The sequence below is a fragment of the Amycolatopsis sp. WAC 04197 genome, from assembly GCF_003947475.1.
Classification (GTDB): Bacteria; Actinomycetota; Actinomycetes; order Mycobacteriales; family Pseudonocardiaceae; genus Amycolatopsis; species Amycolatopsis japonica.
Genome location: NZ_QHJK01000001.1, coordinates 165,055 through 182,011, shown reverse-complemented (window position 1 = coordinate 182,011; position 16,957 = coordinate 165,055). Strand labels below are relative to the sequence as shown.

General features: G+C 67.9%; 24 protein-coding genes and 2 tRNA genes. 9 read left to right on the top strand and 17 right to left on the bottom strand.

Features of this window, described 5'->3' with window-relative positions; all coding sequences use genetic code 11:
* Positions 1-24: 24 nt before the first annotated feature.
* Positions 25-417: an SCO5389 family protein gene (locus DMC64_RS00860; protein ID WP_005161845.1), complete on the top strand. Its 393-nt coding sequence runs from the start codon at positions 25-27 to the stop codon at positions 415-417.
* Here DMC64_RS00860 and DMC64_RS00855 read toward each other — a convergent pair.
* Genes DMC64_RS00855 through DMC64_RS00845 form a run of 3 tightly spaced genes read right to left on the bottom strand, consistent with a single transcriptional unit; the run spans position 414 to position 2,445 of the window.
* Entirely contained in the window at positions 414-1,391 is a 978-nt protein-coding gene (locus DMC64_RS00855) for an LLM class flavin-dependent oxidoreductase (RefSeq protein ID WP_037333938.1), read from the bottom strand. The two genes, DMC64_RS00860 and DMC64_RS00855, sit on opposite strands and share 4 nt — an antisense overlap.
* 2 nt (positions 1,392-1,393) lie before the next feature.
* Positions 1,394-1,549, bottom strand: a complete 156-nt coding sequence (locus DMC64_RS00850; RefSeq protein ID WP_125731397.1) for a hypothetical protein — start codon at positions 1,547-1,549, stop codon at positions 1,394-1,396.
* Positions 1,549-2,445, bottom strand: coding sequence for a class E sortase (locus DMC64_RS00845; protein ID WP_143202463.1), 897 nt, complete (start codon positions 2,443-2,445; stop codon positions 1,549-1,551). Before DMC64_RS00845 ends, DMC64_RS00850 begins: the two co-directional genes overlap by 1 nt.
* Positions 2,446-2,854: 409 nt before the next feature.
* On the opposite strand from DMC64_RS00845, the gene crgA reads away from it, so the two are divergent.
* Both crgA and DMC64_RS00835 read left to right on the top strand, forming a co-directional pair.
* Entirely contained in the window at positions 2,855-3,121 is a 267-nt protein-coding gene (gene crgA / locus DMC64_RS00840) for a cell division protein CrgA (RefSeq protein WP_037308756.1), read from the top strand.
* A 118-nt stretch (positions 3,122-3,239) separates the two neighbouring features.
* Positions 3,240-3,617, top strand: coding sequence for a PH domain-containing protein (locus tag DMC64_RS00835; RefSeq protein WP_051972290.1), 378 nt, complete (start codon positions 3,240-3,242; stop codon positions 3,615-3,617).
* Here DMC64_RS00835 and DMC64_RS00830 read toward each other — a convergent pair.
* From DMC64_RS00830 to DMC64_RS00820, 3 genes are all read right to left on the bottom strand, one after another.
* Positions 3,602-4,090 carry a hypothetical protein gene (locus DMC64_RS00830; RefSeq protein ID WP_016330486.1) on the bottom strand — a complete coding sequence of 163 codons (489 nt, stop codon included), beginning with the start codon at positions 4,088-4,090 and terminating at the stop codon, positions 3,602-3,604. The genes DMC64_RS00835 and DMC64_RS00830 overlap by 16 nt on opposite strands.
* A 100-nt stretch (positions 4,091-4,190) precedes the next feature.
* Positions 4,191-5,153, bottom strand: coding sequence for a rhomboid family intramembrane serine protease (locus tag DMC64_RS00825; RefSeq protein WP_125731395.1), 963 nt, complete (start codon positions 5,151-5,153; stop codon positions 4,191-4,193).
* A 43-nt stretch (positions 5,154-5,196) separates the two neighbouring features.
* Positions 5,197-5,751, bottom strand: coding sequence for a peptidylprolyl isomerase (locus DMC64_RS00820; RefSeq protein WP_037333946.1), 555 nt, complete (start codon positions 5,749-5,751; stop codon positions 5,197-5,199).
* Between the two features lie 89 nt (positions 5,752-5,840).
* On the opposite strand from DMC64_RS00820, the gene DMC64_RS00815 reads away from it, so the two are divergent.
* Positions 5,841-6,551, top strand: a complete 711-nt coding sequence (locus DMC64_RS00815; RefSeq protein WP_199754840.1) for a hypothetical protein — start codon at positions 5,841-5,843, stop codon at positions 6,549-6,551.
* A 68-nt stretch (positions 6,552-6,619) separates the two neighbouring features.
* Here the strand turns inward: DMC64_RS00815 and DMC64_RS00810 are convergent, their stop codons facing one another.
* Positions 6,620-7,015 carry a nuclear transport factor 2 family protein gene (locus DMC64_RS00810; RefSeq protein ID WP_125731393.1) on the bottom strand — a complete coding sequence of 132 codons (396 nt, stop codon included), beginning with the start codon at positions 7,013-7,015 and terminating at the stop codon, positions 6,620-6,622.
* Between the two features lie 79 nt (positions 7,016-7,094).
* Between DMC64_RS00810 and DMC64_RS00805 the strand changes: the two genes are divergently transcribed.
* Entirely contained in the window at positions 7,095-7,682 is a 588-nt protein-coding gene (locus DMC64_RS00805) for a TetR/AcrR family transcriptional regulator (RefSeq protein ID WP_125731391.1), read from the top strand.
* A gap of 82 nt (positions 7,683-7,764) precedes the next feature.
* Here the strand turns inward: DMC64_RS00805 and DMC64_RS00800 are convergent, their stop codons facing one another.
* Positions 7,765-8,217 (bottom strand): hypothetical protein, encoded by a 453-nt coding sequence (locus tag DMC64_RS00800; protein ID WP_037333954.1) that lies wholly within the window; start codon positions 8,215-8,217, stop codon positions 7,765-7,767.
* A gap of 168 nt (positions 8,218-8,385) precedes the next feature.
* Positions 8,386-8,910 carry a DUF2020 domain-containing protein gene (locus tag DMC64_RS00795; protein WP_037333956.1) on the bottom strand — a complete coding sequence of 175 codons (525 nt, stop codon included), beginning with the start codon at positions 8,908-8,910 and terminating at the stop codon, positions 8,386-8,388.
* A 72-nt stretch (positions 8,911-8,982) separates the two neighbouring features.
* On the opposite strand from DMC64_RS00795, the gene DMC64_RS00790 reads away from it, so the two are divergent.
* The 3 genes from DMC64_RS00790 (at position 8,983) to DMC64_RS00780 (ending at position 11,715) form a co-directional block, all read left to right on the top strand.
* Entirely contained in the window at positions 8,983-9,702 is a 720-nt protein-coding gene (locus tag DMC64_RS00790; protein WP_125731389.1) for a hypothetical protein, read from the top strand.
* Positions 9,702-10,343 carry a pyridoxal 5'-phosphate synthase gene (locus DMC64_RS00785; protein WP_037333959.1) on the top strand — a complete coding sequence of 214 codons (642 nt, stop codon included), beginning with the start codon at positions 9,702-9,704 and terminating at the stop codon, positions 10,341-10,343. The genes DMC64_RS00790 and DMC64_RS00785 overlap by 1 nt, the downstream gene beginning before the upstream one ends.
* A gap of 94 nt (positions 10,344-10,437) precedes the next feature.
* Positions 10,438-11,715, top strand: a complete 1,278-nt coding sequence (locus tag DMC64_RS00780; RefSeq protein WP_125731387.1) for a M14 family metallopeptidase — start codon at positions 10,438-10,440, stop codon at positions 11,713-11,715.
* On the opposite strand, the gene DMC64_RS00775 is transcribed toward DMC64_RS00780, so the two are convergent.
* Positions 11,696-12,889 carry a DNA glycosylase AlkZ-like family protein gene (locus tag DMC64_RS00775; RefSeq protein WP_125731385.1) on the bottom strand — a complete coding sequence of 398 codons (1,194 nt, stop codon included), beginning with the start codon at positions 12,887-12,889 and terminating at the stop codon, positions 11,696-11,698. The genes DMC64_RS00780 and DMC64_RS00775 overlap by 20 nt on opposite strands.
* A 53-nt stretch (positions 12,890-12,942) precedes the next feature.
* On the opposite strand from DMC64_RS00775, the gene DMC64_RS00770 reads away from it, so the two are divergent.
* Positions 12,943-13,794, top strand: coding sequence for an ADP-ribosylglycohydrolase family protein (locus DMC64_RS00770; protein ID WP_125731383.1), 852 nt, complete (start codon positions 12,943-12,945; stop codon positions 13,792-13,794).
* A gap of 15 nt (positions 13,795-13,809) precedes the next feature.
* On the opposite strand, the gene DMC64_RS00765 is transcribed toward DMC64_RS00770, so the two are convergent.
* The 7 genes from DMC64_RS00765 to DMC64_RS00735 all read right to left on the bottom strand — a co-directional run bounded on the left by DMC64_RS00765 (position 13,810) and on the right by DMC64_RS00735 (position 16,951).
* A complete protein-coding gene (locus DMC64_RS00765) occupies positions 13,810-14,322 on the bottom strand; it encodes a YbaB/EbfC family nucleoid-associated protein (protein WP_233629524.1) in 513 nt (170 codons plus the stop codon).
* A 9-nt stretch (positions 14,323-14,331) separates the two neighbouring features.
* Complete coding sequence (locus tag DMC64_RS00760; RefSeq protein WP_125731381.1) at positions 14,332-15,363, bottom strand: hypothetical protein; 1,032 nt, start codon at positions 15,361-15,363, stop codon at positions 14,332-14,334.
* A gap of 5 nt (positions 15,364-15,368) precedes the next feature.
* Entirely contained in the window at positions 15,369-15,740 is a 372-nt protein-coding gene (locus DMC64_RS00755; protein ID WP_037333970.1) for a hypothetical protein, read from the bottom strand.
* 97 nt (positions 15,741-15,837) lie between these two features.
* Positions 15,838-16,278: a hypothetical protein gene (locus DMC64_RS00750; RefSeq protein WP_125731379.1), complete on the bottom strand. Its 441-nt coding sequence runs from the start codon at positions 16,276-16,278 to the stop codon at positions 15,838-15,840.
* Positions 16,279-16,341: 63 nt separating this feature from the next.
* Positions 16,342-16,414, bottom strand: a tRNA-Ala gene (locus DMC64_RS00745).
* Between the two features lie 37 nt (positions 16,415-16,451).
* Complete coding sequence (locus DMC64_RS00740) at positions 16,452-16,640, bottom strand: DLW-39 family protein (protein ID WP_034321928.1); 189 nt, start codon at positions 16,638-16,640, stop codon at positions 16,452-16,454.
* A gap of 237 nt (positions 16,641-16,877) precedes the next feature.
* A tRNA-Ile gene (locus DMC64_RS00735) sits at positions 16,878-16,951 on the bottom strand.
* Positions 16,952-16,957 lie beyond the last annotated feature (6 nt).

The following is a 16,957-nucleotide window of genomic DNA, read 5'->3' as shown; positions in this document are numbered from 1 at the left end:
CACCGTGTCTCTCTCGGAGGTTCGATGTCTCTGGATGTATCGCCCGCGCTGCTGGAGAAGGCCGAGCGCGGGGAGGTCTCCGACGCCGAATTCGTCGCCTGTGTCCGGGAGTCCCTGCCCTACGCCTGGACCGTGATCACCGGTGTCATCGCGGAGGCCGAGGGCGCGGCCGACGGGTTCGCCGACAACGAGACGCCGCCGCCGAGCGAGGCCGAACGCGGTCAGCTGCTGCGGGCGCTGGCCTCGGACGCCATCCGCGGCGGTCTGGAACGACACTTCGGCGTGAAGCTGGCGTTCCAGAACTGCCACCGCGTCGCCGTGTTCAAGAAGTCCCAAGTGGACAGTGACCGCTACCGCGCGTTCGTCTCCGTCCGCGGCCAGCTGCTGAACCAGAGCCCGGAACTGCGCGACTGCTAGCCGCGACGCAGCGCGGGTAGCACTTCTTCCCCGATCCGCGCGATGTTCTCGAGTGTTCCCTCCGGCGTACCGGACGCTTCCACCATCATGATCACGTGGGAGACCCCGGTACGCCGGATGCTTGTTCCCAGCCTGTCGACGCAGTACTCCACTCCGCCGATCGGGTGCATCTCGCACAACCGGTCGGTATAGGCCACCGGATCCTTGTCCAGGCCCCGTTTGCCGTCGAGGTACACGTGCCCGGCGAAGCCCTCTTTCAAGGAACCCGGCAACGCGGACCGCACGACGTCCAGCGCGTCGTCCCCGACCTGGCACATCACCGTCGACACGTGCTCGGCGGCGGAATCCCCGTACGCGGCAAGGGTTTCGATTTTGCCGTCGTCGTCGGTGTGCAGCCCGAGCAACATCGGCAGCCCACGATCGGCGGCGAGCCGCACCGCCCGCGAGCCGGCGTCCCCGCAGGCCACGACCAACCGTGGGTCGCGTTCCGGCCGCGGCACCATCGGCACCTCGCGGAACTTGAAGTGCTCGCCGTCGGCCGAGACCGTCTTCGACGTCATCGCCGCGAGCATCAGGTCGAGGCTCTCCTCGAATCCCGTTTCGTAGCGGGAAGCACCGGTACCGAACACCTCGAGGTCCTGCCACGGCCCGCCGCGGCCGACGCCGATCCGCAGCCGTCCGCCGGAAACGGCGTCGAGCAGCGACCACTGTTCGGCGAGCGCCACCGGATGCGCGACGGACAGCACGCTCACCGCGGTGCCGACGGCGATCCGCTCGGTGCGGCCGAGCACGTGCGCGGCGAGGGTGATCGCGGACGGGCAGACGCCGTACGGCATGAAGTGGTGCTCGGCGAACCACACGTCGTCGAATCCGGCCCGCTCCGCGGCGATGGCGGCGTCGACCGACCGGCGCAGCACCTCGGCGTCCTCCTGGCCGGGAAACCGGCCGGAGACGAGAAAGACTCCGAATCGCACGCCTACTGAACCGAAACCTCGTTGAACCACAGGCGCGGTTCCAGCCACGGGAAGACGACGAACATCAGCAGCGCCACGATCCCGAGCGCCAGCACGACCGCCGTCGCCAGTTTCACCGCGAAGGGGCCCGGCAGCCTGCGCCAGATCCAGCCGTACATCAGCGCGCCTCCGAGATCTTGGGCAGGAGTTCGGCGTAGGAGCCGACCTGGTTCTTCGGCACCTGCTGGGCCAGCACCGCGTGGATGATGAGCCGTTCCTTCGCCGAGAACTGCGGGTGACACGTGGTCAGCGTGAGCAGCGAGACCTGCTCGGCCTTCGGCAGGATCTCCGGATCCTTGTACGGCACCGGGTTCACCGTGTCGCCCTTGGTCGGGAACACGATACGGCGGCCGTTGGTCTCGCCGTAGGGGCCGCCGTCGGCGGCGTTCGGGTTGCGCAGGGTTCCGACGTTCTTGCACTTCGGCTGCGCGCCCTTGCCCTCCGCCCAGCCTTCGACCTCGTCCTTGTACGGCAGCACCTTGTAGATGTAGAAGTCGGTCTGCGTCTCGATGACGATCTGGTCGCAGGAGCTGAGGTTGTCCAGGTCGTTGAACGGCGCGCCCTTGCCGACGCGGTGCCCGGCGACGGCGAAGTTGCCCGGTTCGCCCGGCAGGGCGGTGCCCTTGTAGTGGCCGGGGCCGACTTCGAGCGCGGCCTCGGTGGTGCCTTCCTGGATGGTGAAGTTGAAGTCGGCGCCGAACACCGGGATGTGGATCCTGGCGAACGCCTTGCCGTCGACCAGTTCCGGATGCAGCTGCCGGTCCTTGCCCCACTCGCCGTCCAGCTCGGAACTGGCCTCGGACTGTTTGCCCGCGGAGAACAGGTCGGTCACGTAGACCTCGTAGACCATGAACAGCAGCACCACCAGGCCGGCGGTGATGAGGAGCTCGCCGACGGTCCGGATGGCGACGCCGCCCTTGCCCAGCTCGCGCGGCGGCGGACGTTCCTCGGTCGCGGTGCCACCGCCGACCGGTTCGAAGATGACGGTCTCCTCGGTCGACCCCGGCGGCGGCATGGGACGACGGCGCGGCGGTGGCGCGTCGCTCCGGCGGCGCGGCGGAGGACCTTCGTATGCCCTGCCGTCCTGAGGCCGCCTTCGAGGCGCCTCTCCGGGCGCACGACGCGGCGGGATTGCGTCTTCCGGCCTACGCCGGGGGGCCGGACGGCCTCCGCCGGGTGGTCTTTCGGAGTACCGCCGACGGTCCCCGCCCGGCTCTTCCCGCTCAGCCACGCAAAGCTCCTCAGTCTCGAACCAAACCGCTGCCGAACCGTCTGTGACACCATTGTCACAGTGCGGGAAATCGACCGGTCCCGGACGGTGCCCAGCGGCGCTCGTTTACGTTAACGTGTGCACGTGGCGCTGGTTGCGCACCCGAAAGCGGGTCATCGCCACCAGGGAAGCCGAACAGTACGCGAGGAACACGATGCCGAAGTCCAAGGTCCGCAAGAAGACGGCGTACACCCCGCCGACCGATCGCCGCACGCCGGTGAAGGTCAAGGCCGCGGGCCCGTCGAACCTGTTCTACAAGATCGTGATGTTCGGCCTCATGCTGGTCGGCCTGTTGTGGCTGGTCGTCAACTACATCGCGGGCGACAAGATCCCCTTCATGGCGGATCTGGGCAACACGAACTTCGCCATCGGTTTCGTGCTGATGATCGCCGGTTTGCTCATGACGATGCGGTGGCGGTGAGCATTACCCCGGATGGCGGCTTGACGCCGAATTACACCGGTGTGACTCATCCCCAGTGTGGATAACCCCTGTGGATAACTACCCCACCTCGTGGGCACCACAGCGGAACGTTGTGGTAGTGGCCTGGGTTCTCACCCTGTTGCTGCTGGCAGGCGTGCTGTGGCTGGCCATCGGTGGCGACGTCGGCGGCACCGTCCTGACCGGGGTCGCGATGCTGTCCGTCGGCGCGCTCGCGTTGCACGGCACCCTGCTCCGTCCCCGGCTGGCGGCAGGCCCCGGCGGACTCCTGGCCAGGACCGTGGGCGGCGCGCACCGCTACTCCTGGACCGAAGCCCGGCTCCGGCTTCGCACCACGCGACGGCTCGGCCGGGACAGCCTGACCCTGGAGGTCGAATCCGGCGACCACCTGCTGGTGTTCGGCCGGATCGACCTCGGTGAGGACCCCCGCGACGTACTGGACGTCCTCACCGCCCTCAAGGGTCAGGCGTTGTCGTAGTAGTGGACGTCGCCGTTCGGACCGTGTGACCAGCCCGGGACGGCCGGGCCGACCGCGGGCGGCGCGTATTCCCCGAAGATCTCGTACGGCGAGGCCGGCGAGCAGATCGGGTTGATCTTGACGACGCAGTTCCGCAAAGACCCGCTGAACTTCGCTTTGACGTGCCGGGGCCGCTGGTCTTCCACCACCGCCGGACCCGCCGTGATCTCCCAGCCGGTGGCCGCGCCCGGCCCCGTCGTGCCGACCGTCTGCGTGGCCGCCGAGGACGTGACACCGGGATCGCCGAAGCAGATTTTCAACGCCGAATCGACGTAGGCGACACGGAGCGTGATGGTGCTGCCCGAGCCGAGGAAATAGCGTTTGGTGTAGGTCTGGCAGGTCTCGGCGGCTTGCCCGGCTTGTGCGACCGCGGGTGCCGATACCGAAGCCAGTACGGCGACGGCGGCGAGAGCTGCTGCTTTCCGGATCTTCATCTCAACCCCCAAGTTGACGATGCACATGATCAACTCGAAGGTACCCAGCCCGACTGCGTCTCGATCGGGTTTTCGGGTGACCCACTCGGGGGAAGTGCGGCTACTCCGGGTAGCAGGCGTAGGAGGGCACGCCCCGGCTGGTGGTGAGCTCACACGTCGCGGAAATCGTCTGCGAGTCCTTCCAGACGACGAGCCCGATCATCGCCACCACGACGATCGCGATCCCGCCGAGCTGCCATTTCAGCCGGTTCTTGTCCGGCGCGTACAGCAGCGCGAAGGTGGCCAGGAGGCCCGCGACGAACCCGCCGGCGTGCCCGAGGATCGAGATGCCGGGCACCTGGAAGGTGATGAAGACGTTCAGGCCCAGGATCACCAGCAGCCACGTCGGGTTGAGCCGCAGCTTGATGACGATGACCGTGTACGCGCCGATGAGCCCGAAGATGGCGCCGGACGCGCCGACCACGGGGACGGCGTCGAGGTCGCTGAAGACCAGGTTCGCGGCCGAGCCGCCGAGGAGGGAGACGAAGTAGAGCACCGTGAACGGGACGCGGCCGAGCGCGGTCTCCAGCGGGCGCCCCACGAACCACAGTGAGAACGCGTTGCTCGCGATGTGCAGCAGGCCGTACTGGAGGAAGCCCGAGGTGAGGATCCGCCACCATTCGTCGCCTGCCAGCGTCGCGGGATTCCACAGCTGGCCGTACTGGAACAGCTCGGAGAAGTTGTTGTTCGCGATGCTGCCGGACTGGACGACCGTGATGAGGAAGACGATGACGTTGAGCGCCAGGAGGACCGGCGTCACGACGGCCGTCCGGGCGGGCTGGGCGCCCGCGAGGGTGCGCGAGCCGTAGCCGGCGTCGCGGTACTGCTTCTGCTGGGCGCGATCCTGCTGCCGACCGGCCTGGACGCAGTCCGTGCACTGGAAGCCCACGGCGGCTTCGCGCAGGCAATCCGGGCAGGCCGGACGCTCGCAGCGTGCACAGCTCAGCCCGGTCGGCCGGTTCGGGTGCCACCAGCAGCCGGGCATGGCGGCCTGCTGGTACTGGGGATTCGGTGGTTGGCTCACGATGCCACCAACCTACCGAAATCCCCGGTAACCGGCTCTGCGATCAGCGGCTGATGCTGACCTTCTCGATGACGATGTCCTGCAGCGGACGGTCGGCCGGACCGGTCGCCGTGCGGCCGATCGCGTCGACGACGTCGCGGGAAGCCTGGTCCGCGACCTCGCCGAAGATGGTGTGCTTGAAGTTCAGGTGCGTCGTCGGCGCGACGGTGATGAAGAACTGCGAGCCGTTGGTGCCGGGTCCGGCGTTGGCCATGGCCAGCAGGTACGGCTTGGAGAACTGGAGCTCCGGGTGGAACTCGTCGCCGAACTTGTAGCCGGGGCCGCCGCGGCCGGTGCCGGTCGGGTCGCCGCCCTGCAACATGAAGCCGTCGATGACGCGGTGGAAGATCGACCCGTCGTAGAACGGGCCCGAGTTCGTTCCCTGCGCGTTGGGCTGGGTGTACTCCTTGCTGCCCTCGGCGAGCCCGACGAAGTTCGCGACCGTCTTCGGCGCGTGGTCGGGGAACAGGTTCAGGTTGATGTCACCCTGGTTGGTGTGCAGAGTGGCCTTCAGCGCGCCACCAATGAGGGATCCCTTGCTTTCAGTCACGAGCTTCATCGTGCCATCTGCGGCAAGATCTGGGGAAAAGGGGCACGATAGGTTACAAGCAACGAAGCAGAATCAAAACGATTGATGAGGTGAAGGCCATGACCCGGGCCGCAGATTCGGTGAGCGAGTCGGCGAAGGCCGGCGCACTCGGCCTGCGCAAACGTGCTGTCGAGGCGGGTAAGGAAGCCACCGCCCACGCCGTCGAGGTAGCCGAGCAGAAGCTCTCCGAGAGCGCCGGTGAGATCGCTAAGACCAGCCGTCGCGCGCGCAAGAAGCTCGCGAAGAAGACGGAACTGACCCGCAAGGAGCTCAAGCGGAGCTCGAAGGCGGCTCGTAAGGAGGCGCTGGCCAGGCTTTCCGAGATGCGGAAGCCGGGCCGCAAGGCACGCAAGGCCGCCATCCAGGCCGCGAAGTCCGCCGGTGAGTCCAAGCGCCGGGGCAAGAAGGACTTCAAGGCGGCGAAGAAGGACTTCAAGGCCGCGCTCGTCGAGGCGAAGTCCGCCGCCAAGGGGACGCGCAAGCGTCGTCGCTGGCCGTGGGTGATCGGTATCGCCGTCGTCGGCGCCGGTGCCGCGTACGCCCTGCGTTCCAAGCAGGAGCCGCCGGTCGCGCCCGCGCCGCCAAAGGCTCCGCCCGCTCCTCCCGCCAAGCCCGCCGCTCCGGCCGCGGCCGCTCCGAAACCGGCACAGCCGGCGAAGCCCGCCGCTCCGGCGAAGCCCGCCGCCTCCGGTCCGGCTCCGGCCAAGCCCGCGGCTCCGAAGAACGGGCACCAGGCTTCGAACGCGGGCTCCGCCGACAAGAAGAACTGACGCCTCACCCTTTTCTGCTTGTCGCGAAGGGCCGCCCAGGACCGCTTCTCCGGTCCCGGGCGGCCCTTTCACGTCTTGGTGACGGGGACGGTGCGGGTGAGCGTGTGTCCCCGGCGCATCCGGCCGTCGGGGGTGAACTCGCCGAAGAAGTACACCTCGATCGTGAGGTCCCTCTTGCGGTTCGTCACGTACAAGGTGCTCCGGGCGGCGATCCGGTCCCCGCCCGCCACCGCTTCGTGCACCTCCCATCGCGCGGTGGGCCGGTTCTTGCGGACCGGACGGGCGTGCGCGATGAGGTTGTCCCGGTCCATCCGGTGGCCGTCGGCGATCTGCACGATGTCCGGCGTGTGATAGCGGTCGACGACCACTCCCGCGTCCTCGTCGCTGTTCACGAGGTCGTCGTGGAAGGACAGGTGGAAATCCGCGATGAACTTCTTCGGGTCCGTGCCGTGGAAAGGCGCCATGGTCGCTCCCAGCCTCGCGAAACATCTCTTACAGGCTGTAAGATATCCACGATCGATCAAATCTGACAAGGTGTAAGAGATGCCTCGACCCTCGGCGCGGAACCAGCGCTCCGACGCACAGCGCAGCAGGGCTTCGATCCTGGACGCGGGGCTCCGGACCCTCGGCGCCGATCCCGACGCCGGCGTCGAAGCCATCGCCACCACCGCGGGCGTGACCCGTCAGACGGTCTACGCCCATTTCCCTTCACGAGGGGAACTTCTGGCCGCGGTACTCGACCGCATCACCGAGGAGGCCGTCGCCGCGATGGACGCCGCGGACCTCGACGACGGCCCGGCCGCCGAGGCGCTGGTGCGGCTGATCGAAGCCGGCCGCCGTACGTCCGGGCGTTACCCGGCCTTGCTCCGGAAGATCACTTCCCTGCCCGCGAGCCCGGACGACGACCAGCGGCGTCACTCACCGGTCGCCGAGCGGCTCGACCGCGTCATCCGGCGGGGCAAGGAGACGGGTGAGTTCGACGATCGGCTGCCGACGGGCTGGCTGGTGGCGGTCACGGTGAAACTCGGCCACGCCTCCGGTGAGGAGGTCGACTCCGGCCGGATGTCCGCCGACGAGGCCGCGGACGCGCTGCACACGAGTCTGCTGCGGGTGTTCGGCGCGACACCGTGAACATGACGAAGGGGCGCCCTCCGCTCTCAACGGAAACGTTGAAAGCGAACGACGCCCCTTAGCGCGTTTACGTCAAGCGCGATCAGGCAGACGCCGCGTGCTTGTCGATCAGCTGGCCGAGGCGGGGAAGGGCCTCCTCGACGTTCTTCTTGCCGTTCGGGCGCAGCTTCGAGTACACCTTCTTGATGCTGTCGCGGCTGCTCTTCTCGGCGCGCGCGTCGGTGACCGACAGGAGCGCGTCCGAGGCCTCGTCGCTGCGGCCGACCAGGTAGGCACCGAAGTCGTTGCCGCCCTTGGCCTTGTAGTCACCGTAGAACGGCTCGAGCGCACCGGTGAAGTCGTCGAGCAGGGTGTCGACGGCGGCGGGGATGATGCCCGGCTTGATCTTCTTGACGGCGGCGAAGCCGGTCTTCACGACGGCACCCGAAACGCCGCCCTTGTCCGAGACCTCGGCGTCGACGAGGCCTTCGAAGTCGCTCACGACCGCCGGGCGACGGCTGGAGTCGAGCAAGATTTCCTTGAGGGTGTCAGCCACGAAACCTGTCCTTTTGTCTTATGGGGAGAAATGATCTTTTGTGCCGCCGAGCCACACCGCAAGGTGGCCTCCGCCGGATCTGGCGCCCGCGCTGGTCCCGCGAAACCTCGCGCGTGCGGCACAGGGTAGTACAAGATCAACTTCACTCTGACGTGTGGATACCACTACCTAGAGCTTCAGCTCGCCGATAGCCTCCTTCGCCACCGTACGTGCCTTGATGCTCTGCTTCTGGTTGGTGGTCACGACTACCGCGTTCCCGCCTTTCGCGACGGCGTAAACGGCGCCTTCGCCGGAGGGTTGGTAGCCGCCCTTCCAGCCCGCCGGTTCGTCGGCGGGGTTGGAGGTGTCGATGGGCGCCGCCTGATCCACCAGCGCCTTCGCCACGGCGGGTTCCCCGACGTACACGCGTACGGTGAGCTGCAGTTTCCCGCTGAGCGCGTAGAAGAAACACGTCGGATGCGGCTGGTCGGCCGAGGTCTTGACCTTGGAGACCTTCTGCCCGTTGGCGTCCGAGACGAACTCGTTGCCGAGGTACGGGCACGGGCCCTTGCCGGTGGGTTCCGGGGCGGGCGGGATGCTGGGCGCCGGGGTGTTCGAGGGCGCGGGCGAACTCGCCGCGGGCGGCGGCTGTTCCGTCGGCCCGCAGGCCGCCAGCAGCGGCACGACGAGCGGCAAGATCAGAAGACGTCGCATAGTGGCGTCCAGTGAAGCAGATCGCCGTTCGTGCGACGATGGCCGTGCGCGAGGAGTCTTCGGGAGGCGTCAGTGCTCAGCAAGGAGCAGTACCTGGGTGCGGTGGCAGAGCGCATCCAGCGCAGCGGGGGCAGGCTGAACACGGTCCAGATCGGCCCGAGCGCCGCCGTCGTCGGCCTGTTCACCGAGTCCGTGATGATGTCGACGATGAACTACTGCGTGGTCGCCGCGGCGATCCCGGAGGTGACGGCGCCCGCGTTGTACGACTTCACCGGGCTGGCGACGCAGCACGCGCGCGCGAACGTGATGGGCACGGTCGGCTGGACGGCCGCTTCGGTGGTCATCGCCGGGCTGATCGGCGACCGCGTGTACCCGGACGCCGCGCAGGCCGCGTCGGCGAAGTCCGGCAACCAGTTCGGCGGCGAGACGCGCATGGTGGCCGTCGACGTTTCGGCGGCGCAGATGTACGCGTTCGTCGGCGGGAAGCTGTGGGGCGCGGCGGTGCAGGGTTCGGTCAACGCGAAGCTGACGTTCTGTTTCCCGCAGCCCGCCGAGGTCTATCAGCAGGTGCAGTGGGCGCAGTCGCAGGGCCAGCAGCCGCCGATGCCGCCAGGGCCGCCCATGACTCCACCAGGACAGCAGCCGCCGCCCGGCTGGCAGCCGCAGCAGCCGCCACCGCCGCAGTACCCGGTCGGACCGCCGCCCGCGCAGGGCCCGCCGCCGGGTCAGCATCCGCCGCACTATCCGCCGCCCGCGCCCGGCTACCCGCCGCAGCGCCCGCCGGGGTACTGATGGATCGCACGTTGCGCGGCTGGCCTTCGTTCCCCGAAGAACTCCCGGAGTTCGACACCGACGCCACACCCGCGAACCCGCGCGAGCTTTTCCTCGAATGGCTCAACGAGGCCGGGGAACACGTCTTGGCGCCCCACGCCGTCACTCTGTCCACAGTGGACGCCGATGGGGTGCCGGACGCACGCGTCGTGATCCTCAAGGACGTCGACGGCGACACCTGGGCGGTCGCGACGAGCTCCGAAAGCCCGAAAGGTGTTCAGCTGGCGAAGAATCCGTTCGCCGCGCTGACTTTCTTCTGGCCGGGACGAGGCAGGCAGGTCCGCCTGCGCGGCCCGGTCGCCGTCGCCGATCCCGAGGTGTCCGCGGCCGATTTCACCGCCCGGCCGCCGGCGTCCCGGGTGGAGGCGTTCATCGGCAGGCAGTCCCAGGTGCTCGACGATCCGGCCGATCTCGACCGCGCGGCCGCGGAAGCGGAGCGGTGGGTCGAGGAGAATCCCGGCGTGGCACCGGAAACCTGGACCCGCTATCTGGTGACGCCGTCCGAAGTGGAGTTCTGGCAGGCGAGCCACGACCGGCGGCACCGGCGGCTCCGCTACCGGCGTGCGGACGGGACCTGGCACAAAGAACGTCTCTGGCCGTAAACGGTAACTGGGAACGACGATCGTCGGGTTGTCGTGGACGATTCACTTCGGCGACGGTGAACCCCACCTTGTCCCCAGATCGTTCGGAGGCGAAATGTCCACACGCCGTCGCATCGGGGGCGCCTTGGCCGCCACAGGGCTCGCCCTGCTGGCCGTCACGACGCCCGTCGCGAGCGCCCAGACCGGCGACCCGGCGAGAGGGCTGTACTCGGTGGAAGGCGCGTCCACCCCCGACAAACGCACCGAGGTCGCCCGCACCGGCGTCGACGTCGCGGGCTCGCGCGGCGGCGCGCTGACCGTCGTCGCCACACCGGGACAGGCCGCGGCCCTGCGCGCGAACGGCTTCGGCCTGAAGCCGCTCGGCGACTTCGACAGCATGCTGAAACAACGCAGTGGCCGCGCGGGCACCGCGGCCGTCGCGGGCGACTTCCCGCCGGGCGACGAGGCGTACCACACCTACGCCGAAACGACCGCGGAGCTGCAAAAGGCCGCGAAGGACCACAGCGACATCGCGACGCTGTCGAGTGTCGGCAAGTCCTACGAAGGCCGTGAGCTGAACCTGCTGAAGATCAGCGACAACGCGGGCACGGACGAGAACGAACCCGAGGTCCTGTTCACCTGCAACCAGCACGCGCGCGAGCACCTCACCACCGAGATGTGCCTGCGGATCGTGCAGCGGTTCACCAGCGGGTACGCGAGCGACCCGGCCATCAAGAAGATGGTCGACGAGCACGAGATCTACGTGATCCCGAACGTCAACCCGGACGGTTCCGAGTACGACATCACCGGCGGCGAGTACCAGGGCTGGCGCAAGACGCGGAAACCCGTGCCGGGCAGCAGCGCGGTCGGCACCGACCCGAACCGCAACTGGGACTACAAGTGGAACTGCTGCGGCGGGTCGAGCAACAGCCCGTCCGCCGAGGACTACCACGGTCCGTCGGCGTTCTCCGAGTCCGAGACCAAGGCGGTCGCGGCGTTCATCGACTCCCGCGTGGTCGGTGGGGCGCAGCAGATCAAGACGCACATCGACTTCCACACCTTCTCGGAACTGGTGCTCTGGCCTTACGGCTACACGAAAGCCGAGACCGACACGGGCATGAACGAGGAGGAAGCGAAGCGCTTCGCCGACGTCGGCAAGCAGATGGCGGGCACCAACGGTTACACGCCCGAGCAGTCCAGCGATCTGTACGTCACCGACGGCGACATCAACGACTGGGCGTGGGGCAAGCACAAGATCCTCAGCTACACCTTCGAGATGTACCCGAAGGACGGCGGGATCGACGGCTTCTACCCGCCCGCTTCGGTGATCCCGGAGCAGACCGCCCGCAACGACAAGGCCGTCGACATCATCGTCAACGAGGCGAAGGCCTGAGATCGGCCACTCGCGACGCCCGGCTCTTCGGCGAATCCAAGCTGAAGCTCCGGGCGTCGCCGAGTTGGTCACGGACGAATTCCTCGGTCCTCGCGATCGTCTCGCGCAACGCGGCGTCCTCTTCACCGAAGAACTTGTAGACGATCTTCCCGGCTTCGGTGTCGAACTCCCACAGGCCGGCGATGCGGCCCCTGTCGACGATCACGTGACTCGGCGGATCCGCCTGTCCGCCCAGCGTCTCCCCCGGCCGTCCGCCGGGCACCGGGCGTTCGACGTCGGCGTCGGCGAGCAGCCGCGACATCTCGCGGTGCAGCAGGTGGATGCCGTCGATCCCCGCGAGCAACGCGTACGACGGCTCCGACGGCACGGTGAACGCGGCGAACTCGTCCGCGAGTTCCTTGGGCATCACCAGATCGGTGCCGTCGAGCGGCACGAGTTCCAATTGCTCCGCGATCTTCTTCGCGCTCGACGCGGTGAAACCGGAGAACCAGCGGAAATGCTTGAGCGACGCCGGAGCCGCCCACGAGAAGTACCGCCGGGCGAGTTCGGTGCGTGCGGTGTCCATATCGGACAGTCCGCCACGCGGGGACGGCGTCCACCGGACATAGCCGTAGCGCTGCTGATCCAGCCGGCCGTTGACCGGAACGCGGCGGATTTCGCCGCGCGCCTGGAGCAGGCCGAGCGCGAGCGGCAACGTCGTGGTGGTGCCGCGTTTGCGGCCCGCCTCCCCCAGACCACGCACGGCGGACCCGGCGGCGTCCTTGATCGCGGCCGGGCCGAGCGGTTCGTCCGACGCGTCGAGCAGATCGGCGACGGTGACGCACAGCTGCTCGATCTCGGCCTGAGTGACGCCGAGATATTTCTCCGCGGCCACGAGTTCACCCGCCGGTGCCCCGGCCCCGACGGTCAGGCCGAGTTCGAAATCCGCCGACGGCAGGACGTAAGTACAGCCGCGCGCCGAAGGCAGCTCGTGGATGGCCAGCCGGGCGACGTCCGCGTCCACCGTCTCGCGATCCAGGCGGGCTCTGGCGAACAGCCCGAGATAGGGCGCCGAACCGCCGACCGAGCGCATCCAGCCGGTCCGTTCCAGCACCTCGGCCACCGAGGACCCGAGCAGCGATCCGTCGAGACCCTGCCGATGTGCCCACCACGCGCGCAGCTTGTCGGTCGCCATGAGTCCACGGTATGGGCATCCGGTGACACCCCGCAGCCTGGCACGATGGACGGATGCTGGTCGAGCTGGCAATCGGCGACGCGTACGGGGGCTCCTTCGAGCACGCGTACCCGAGCTTCGTCGCGGAGCACAACAACCTGACCGGTTACGTGCCGCATCACGGGCAGCCCGGCGCCCCGGCCGGTCGCTACACCGACGACACGCAGATGACGATCGCGATCGCCGAGGTGCTCGTCTCGGGGCTGCGATGGACGCCCCTGCTGCTCGCCGAGCAGTTCGTGCGGGCGTATCACCGCGATCCGCACGACGGCTACGCGCCGCGTTTCCATCAGCTGCTCAGCGAGGTTCGCGACGGCGAAGAGCTGCTGCGACGGCTCCGGCCGCAGAGCGACAAGAGCGGTGCCGCCATGCGCGCCGGGCCGATCGGGGTCCTGCCGACCGTCGACGACGTGCTTTATCACGCGAAACTGCAGGCCAGGATCACGCACGACACCCCGGCCGGGATCGCCGCGGCGCAGGCGGCCGCGCTGGCCGTGCACTACTGCCACCATCGGGTGGGGCCGCTTTCCGAGATCGCGAGGTGGATCGAAGGGATCCTCCCCGAGGATGTCGGGCACGGCGGCTGGGCGCGGCCGTGGTCGGGCAAGGTCGGGCCGCAAGGGTGGATGAGCGTGCGCGCGGCGCTGACCGTGTTGACCGGCGGCGGAGGACTCGCCCGGATGCTGCATTCCGCCGTCGCGCTCACCGGCGACGTCGACACCGTCGCGACGATCGCGCTGGCCGCCGCTTCACGCTCGCCCGAGGTGGCACAGGATCTGCCGCCGGTGCTGTGGCGCGACCTGGAGAACGGCGAGTTCGGCCGCGACCGTCTGGCGAAACTCGACGAGCGGCTGCTGCGCCTTTGACGTCGCCGGTGGAGCTCACCACGAAGGCCGGTACCGCAGGCCTTGCTCGTAGTACTGGTCGTCGGATTCCACCGGTTCGGGCTGCTCGTCCTGACCGGGCCCCGCCGGTTCCTCCGACCGGTCCTTGAGCACCACGTTCTCGGTGCTCGCGGGCGGACGGCGCGAAACCGGGACCGACGGCGCGACGGCTTCCCCCTCCTGTTGGAACGAAGGAGTGAACCCGAGCCGCCAGCGGAGCCTGTCCGTGATGTACCCGGCGTTGCCGATCGGCGCCATCAGTTCCGCGCTGCGTTTCGCGGATCCTTGCTGCGCTTCCTGATAGGTCCGCATGACGGTGTCCGCGATCTCGGCGGGCGACATCCGCGACGCGGCTTCGCCCACTCTGAGCCGCGTCATCACGCCGTCGGTATTGACCGAAACGGAAACGGCACCGTCCGGTGAGGACGCGTCGACCGAGAGGGCGGCCAGCGCCTCGAGCATCGCTTGCCGGTCGGCTGGCGGCTTCTTGGCCGCCGGTTTGTCAGCCACGATCCTCCGTCAGTCGGTCGGCAGCGGGGAAAGTTCCATCGGCGGTTCCTGGAACTTGCCGTCGTTCGAGATGTCGACGTTCTTGTCCCGGACCCGCTTTTCCGTTCCCTTGTCGGTGTTTTCGGTTTCGAAGTTGCCGGGATCGAAGGTCTCGCCGGGGCTGACGTCCGGCGGTTCGGGGATGATCGGCAGGTTGTTGATCTCGACGTTGATCTTCGAGATCAGGGATTCCGACGCGCGGAACATGGCTTCACGGATGTTGACCACACCGTCGTGGAAGCTGTTGTAGATCATTTCGGGGCTGTCCCCGACGATCGCGGCGTTCTCGGAGGCCAGGGTCGAGAGCCCGGCACCGGCCGCCGCGCCGGCGACCTGCACACCGTTCGCCGTGGTGAAGAACGTCGCCGCGGTGAGCCCCGCCGGTGGCGCGGCCGCCACGAGCAGAGCGGTGACAGCGGCGGCGAAGGTCGCGGCCAACGCCTTCACCAAGGCGGATTCGTTCTGCCGTTCCTTGTCGTCCCGGTACTTTTCCGCGGCGGTCAGGAAGGAGGCGGCGAGCGTGCTCAGGTCGGCCCGTGCGGTCGCGATGGCATCCCGCGCGGCCACGATGTCGGCTTCCAGCACGGTGAGTTTGGTACCCACGCGGGAATAGGTGTTCACGAGACCCTGGATGTAGCTCTTGGCCGTCTCGGCGCCTTCACCGCGCCACTTGAGAAGCAGGACCAGGGACCGGTCGAGCGGCGCTTTCGTGTCCTGGAAAGCGTTCCAGAGACCTTCGTAGGCCTCGATCATGGGCTGCAGACTGTTCTCGCCGACGAGCTGCGCGTCGGAGAACTCGATGAAGAAGTCGCGGACCTCTTCCTTCAGACCGCCGCTCAAGTCGACGTCGCTACCCAAGAACGGCGGGTAGAGGAGGTCCAATGCCGTGAAGGCTTTTTCGGCACCCGCGGTGAGATCGTCGGAGATCCCCTCGAGGAGTTTGCTGTTGTCACCGAAGCCGGAGGTGGTCTCCGCGTCCAGTGCGTTGAAGTACCCGTCCACGCCGCTTACCCCTGGTTCCCGTACGCCGCGCGGTTCACTCGCTGCTTGTTGTCCTCGTCCACGGCTTCGTAAAGTTCGGCGACCCTCGCCAGCGCCTGTGAGGCGTCCTCGGTGCTGCGGAGCAGCTTTGCGAGCATCTTCTCGACGGCCTGGCGGTGTTCCTCGTACGCCGCCGAAACCCCGCGCATGCCCAGCGTTTTCCCGAACGCGGTGTCCGGCGCGAAAAAGCCGGGGACCAGAGCTCCCGTGACCGGGTCGGGAGCCGGCACGTCCTGCCCTCGCACGCCGGTGTGTGCGGCGCTGACGATGTCCGCGGCATTCTGCAGTTCCTTGCTCGACAACCTGAGATCGTCGAGGTCGGTTTCGAAACTGACCATGTTCACCTCGCTGTCCGGATTCCACCCCCATGTAAGCAGCGTTGACTTGGCTGGGCGTGCGACTTTGTCATCCGCGTACGGTGACGAACGTCACCACTCAGACGCAGACCCAGCAGTAGAGGTGATCACCCCGGGTCTTGGCGTCGCGGGCTAGCTCCGCGAGGCCGGTCAGCACATTGGCCAAGTCTGCGGGGTCGACCTCGCCGCCGAACTCCTCGGTGCGGGACCAGGGTTCGGCCACCTCGCGCAGGCGCGCCTCGTCGGCGTCGGACAGTGCGGCGGCCAGCTCTTCGGTCAGCGCGACGACGAGAAGCGCGCCGTCGTCGGCCATGGCGACAGGTTCGATGGAGCGCCCGATGACGGTGTCGTAGTCGACCCCGGTCAGCAAGGACTCCAGCGTGCCCAGCTGCACGAACGGGTCCACACCCTTGAGCTGGAAGGTCGGCAGAGACGCCTCGGCCGGGCCTCCGACGAGGTCGATCGTGGCGGCCGCGGCTTCGTTGTCCGGCGCGGCGAAGTAGTCGAAGAGAACACCCATGCGCGCATTCTGGTGGAAACGAGAAGGCCACCCGAGGTACGGGTGGCCTTCTCGTTTTCTATGTGGAGCTGAGGGGAATCGAACCCCTGACCCCTGCCTTGCAAAGGCAGTGCTCTACCAATTGAGCTACAGCCCCGGATCGCAGGCGATCATGATAACCGCCTGCGCCGAAATCAGTTGTTGCGGGACGCGTCCGCGGCCTTGGCCGGAGCGCTTCCGTTGGTGGAGGCGGATCCCAGCGGACGCTCGGTGGGAGCGGTGGCCTCACGCCAGAGGTCGGCCTCGGCCTTGGCGGCCTTGTTGCGCTTGATCACGAACAGCACGCCGCCCGCGATGACCGCGAGTGCCAACAGCTTCTTCATCAGAAGCCCCCTCTTTCCGCCGAGTTGCTCCGCTTACCCACCGATGCTACTGCACCACGTTCCACGTGGAACCGAGCCCCACGGCAATGGGCCCGCACCGACAACGGCCACGCGCCCAACGTTGGGGGGTCCAGGGGGGCGAAGCCCTCCCTGGCGGGGGTTCGGGGGTTCGACCCCCGAAATGAAAAACACCCGGTCGCATCTGCGCTATGTGCAGATACAACCGGGCCAACCGGGTGGGCCCACCAGGACTTGAACCTGGGACCTCTTCGTTATCAGCGAAGCGCTCTAACCGCCTGAGCTATGGGCCCGAACGA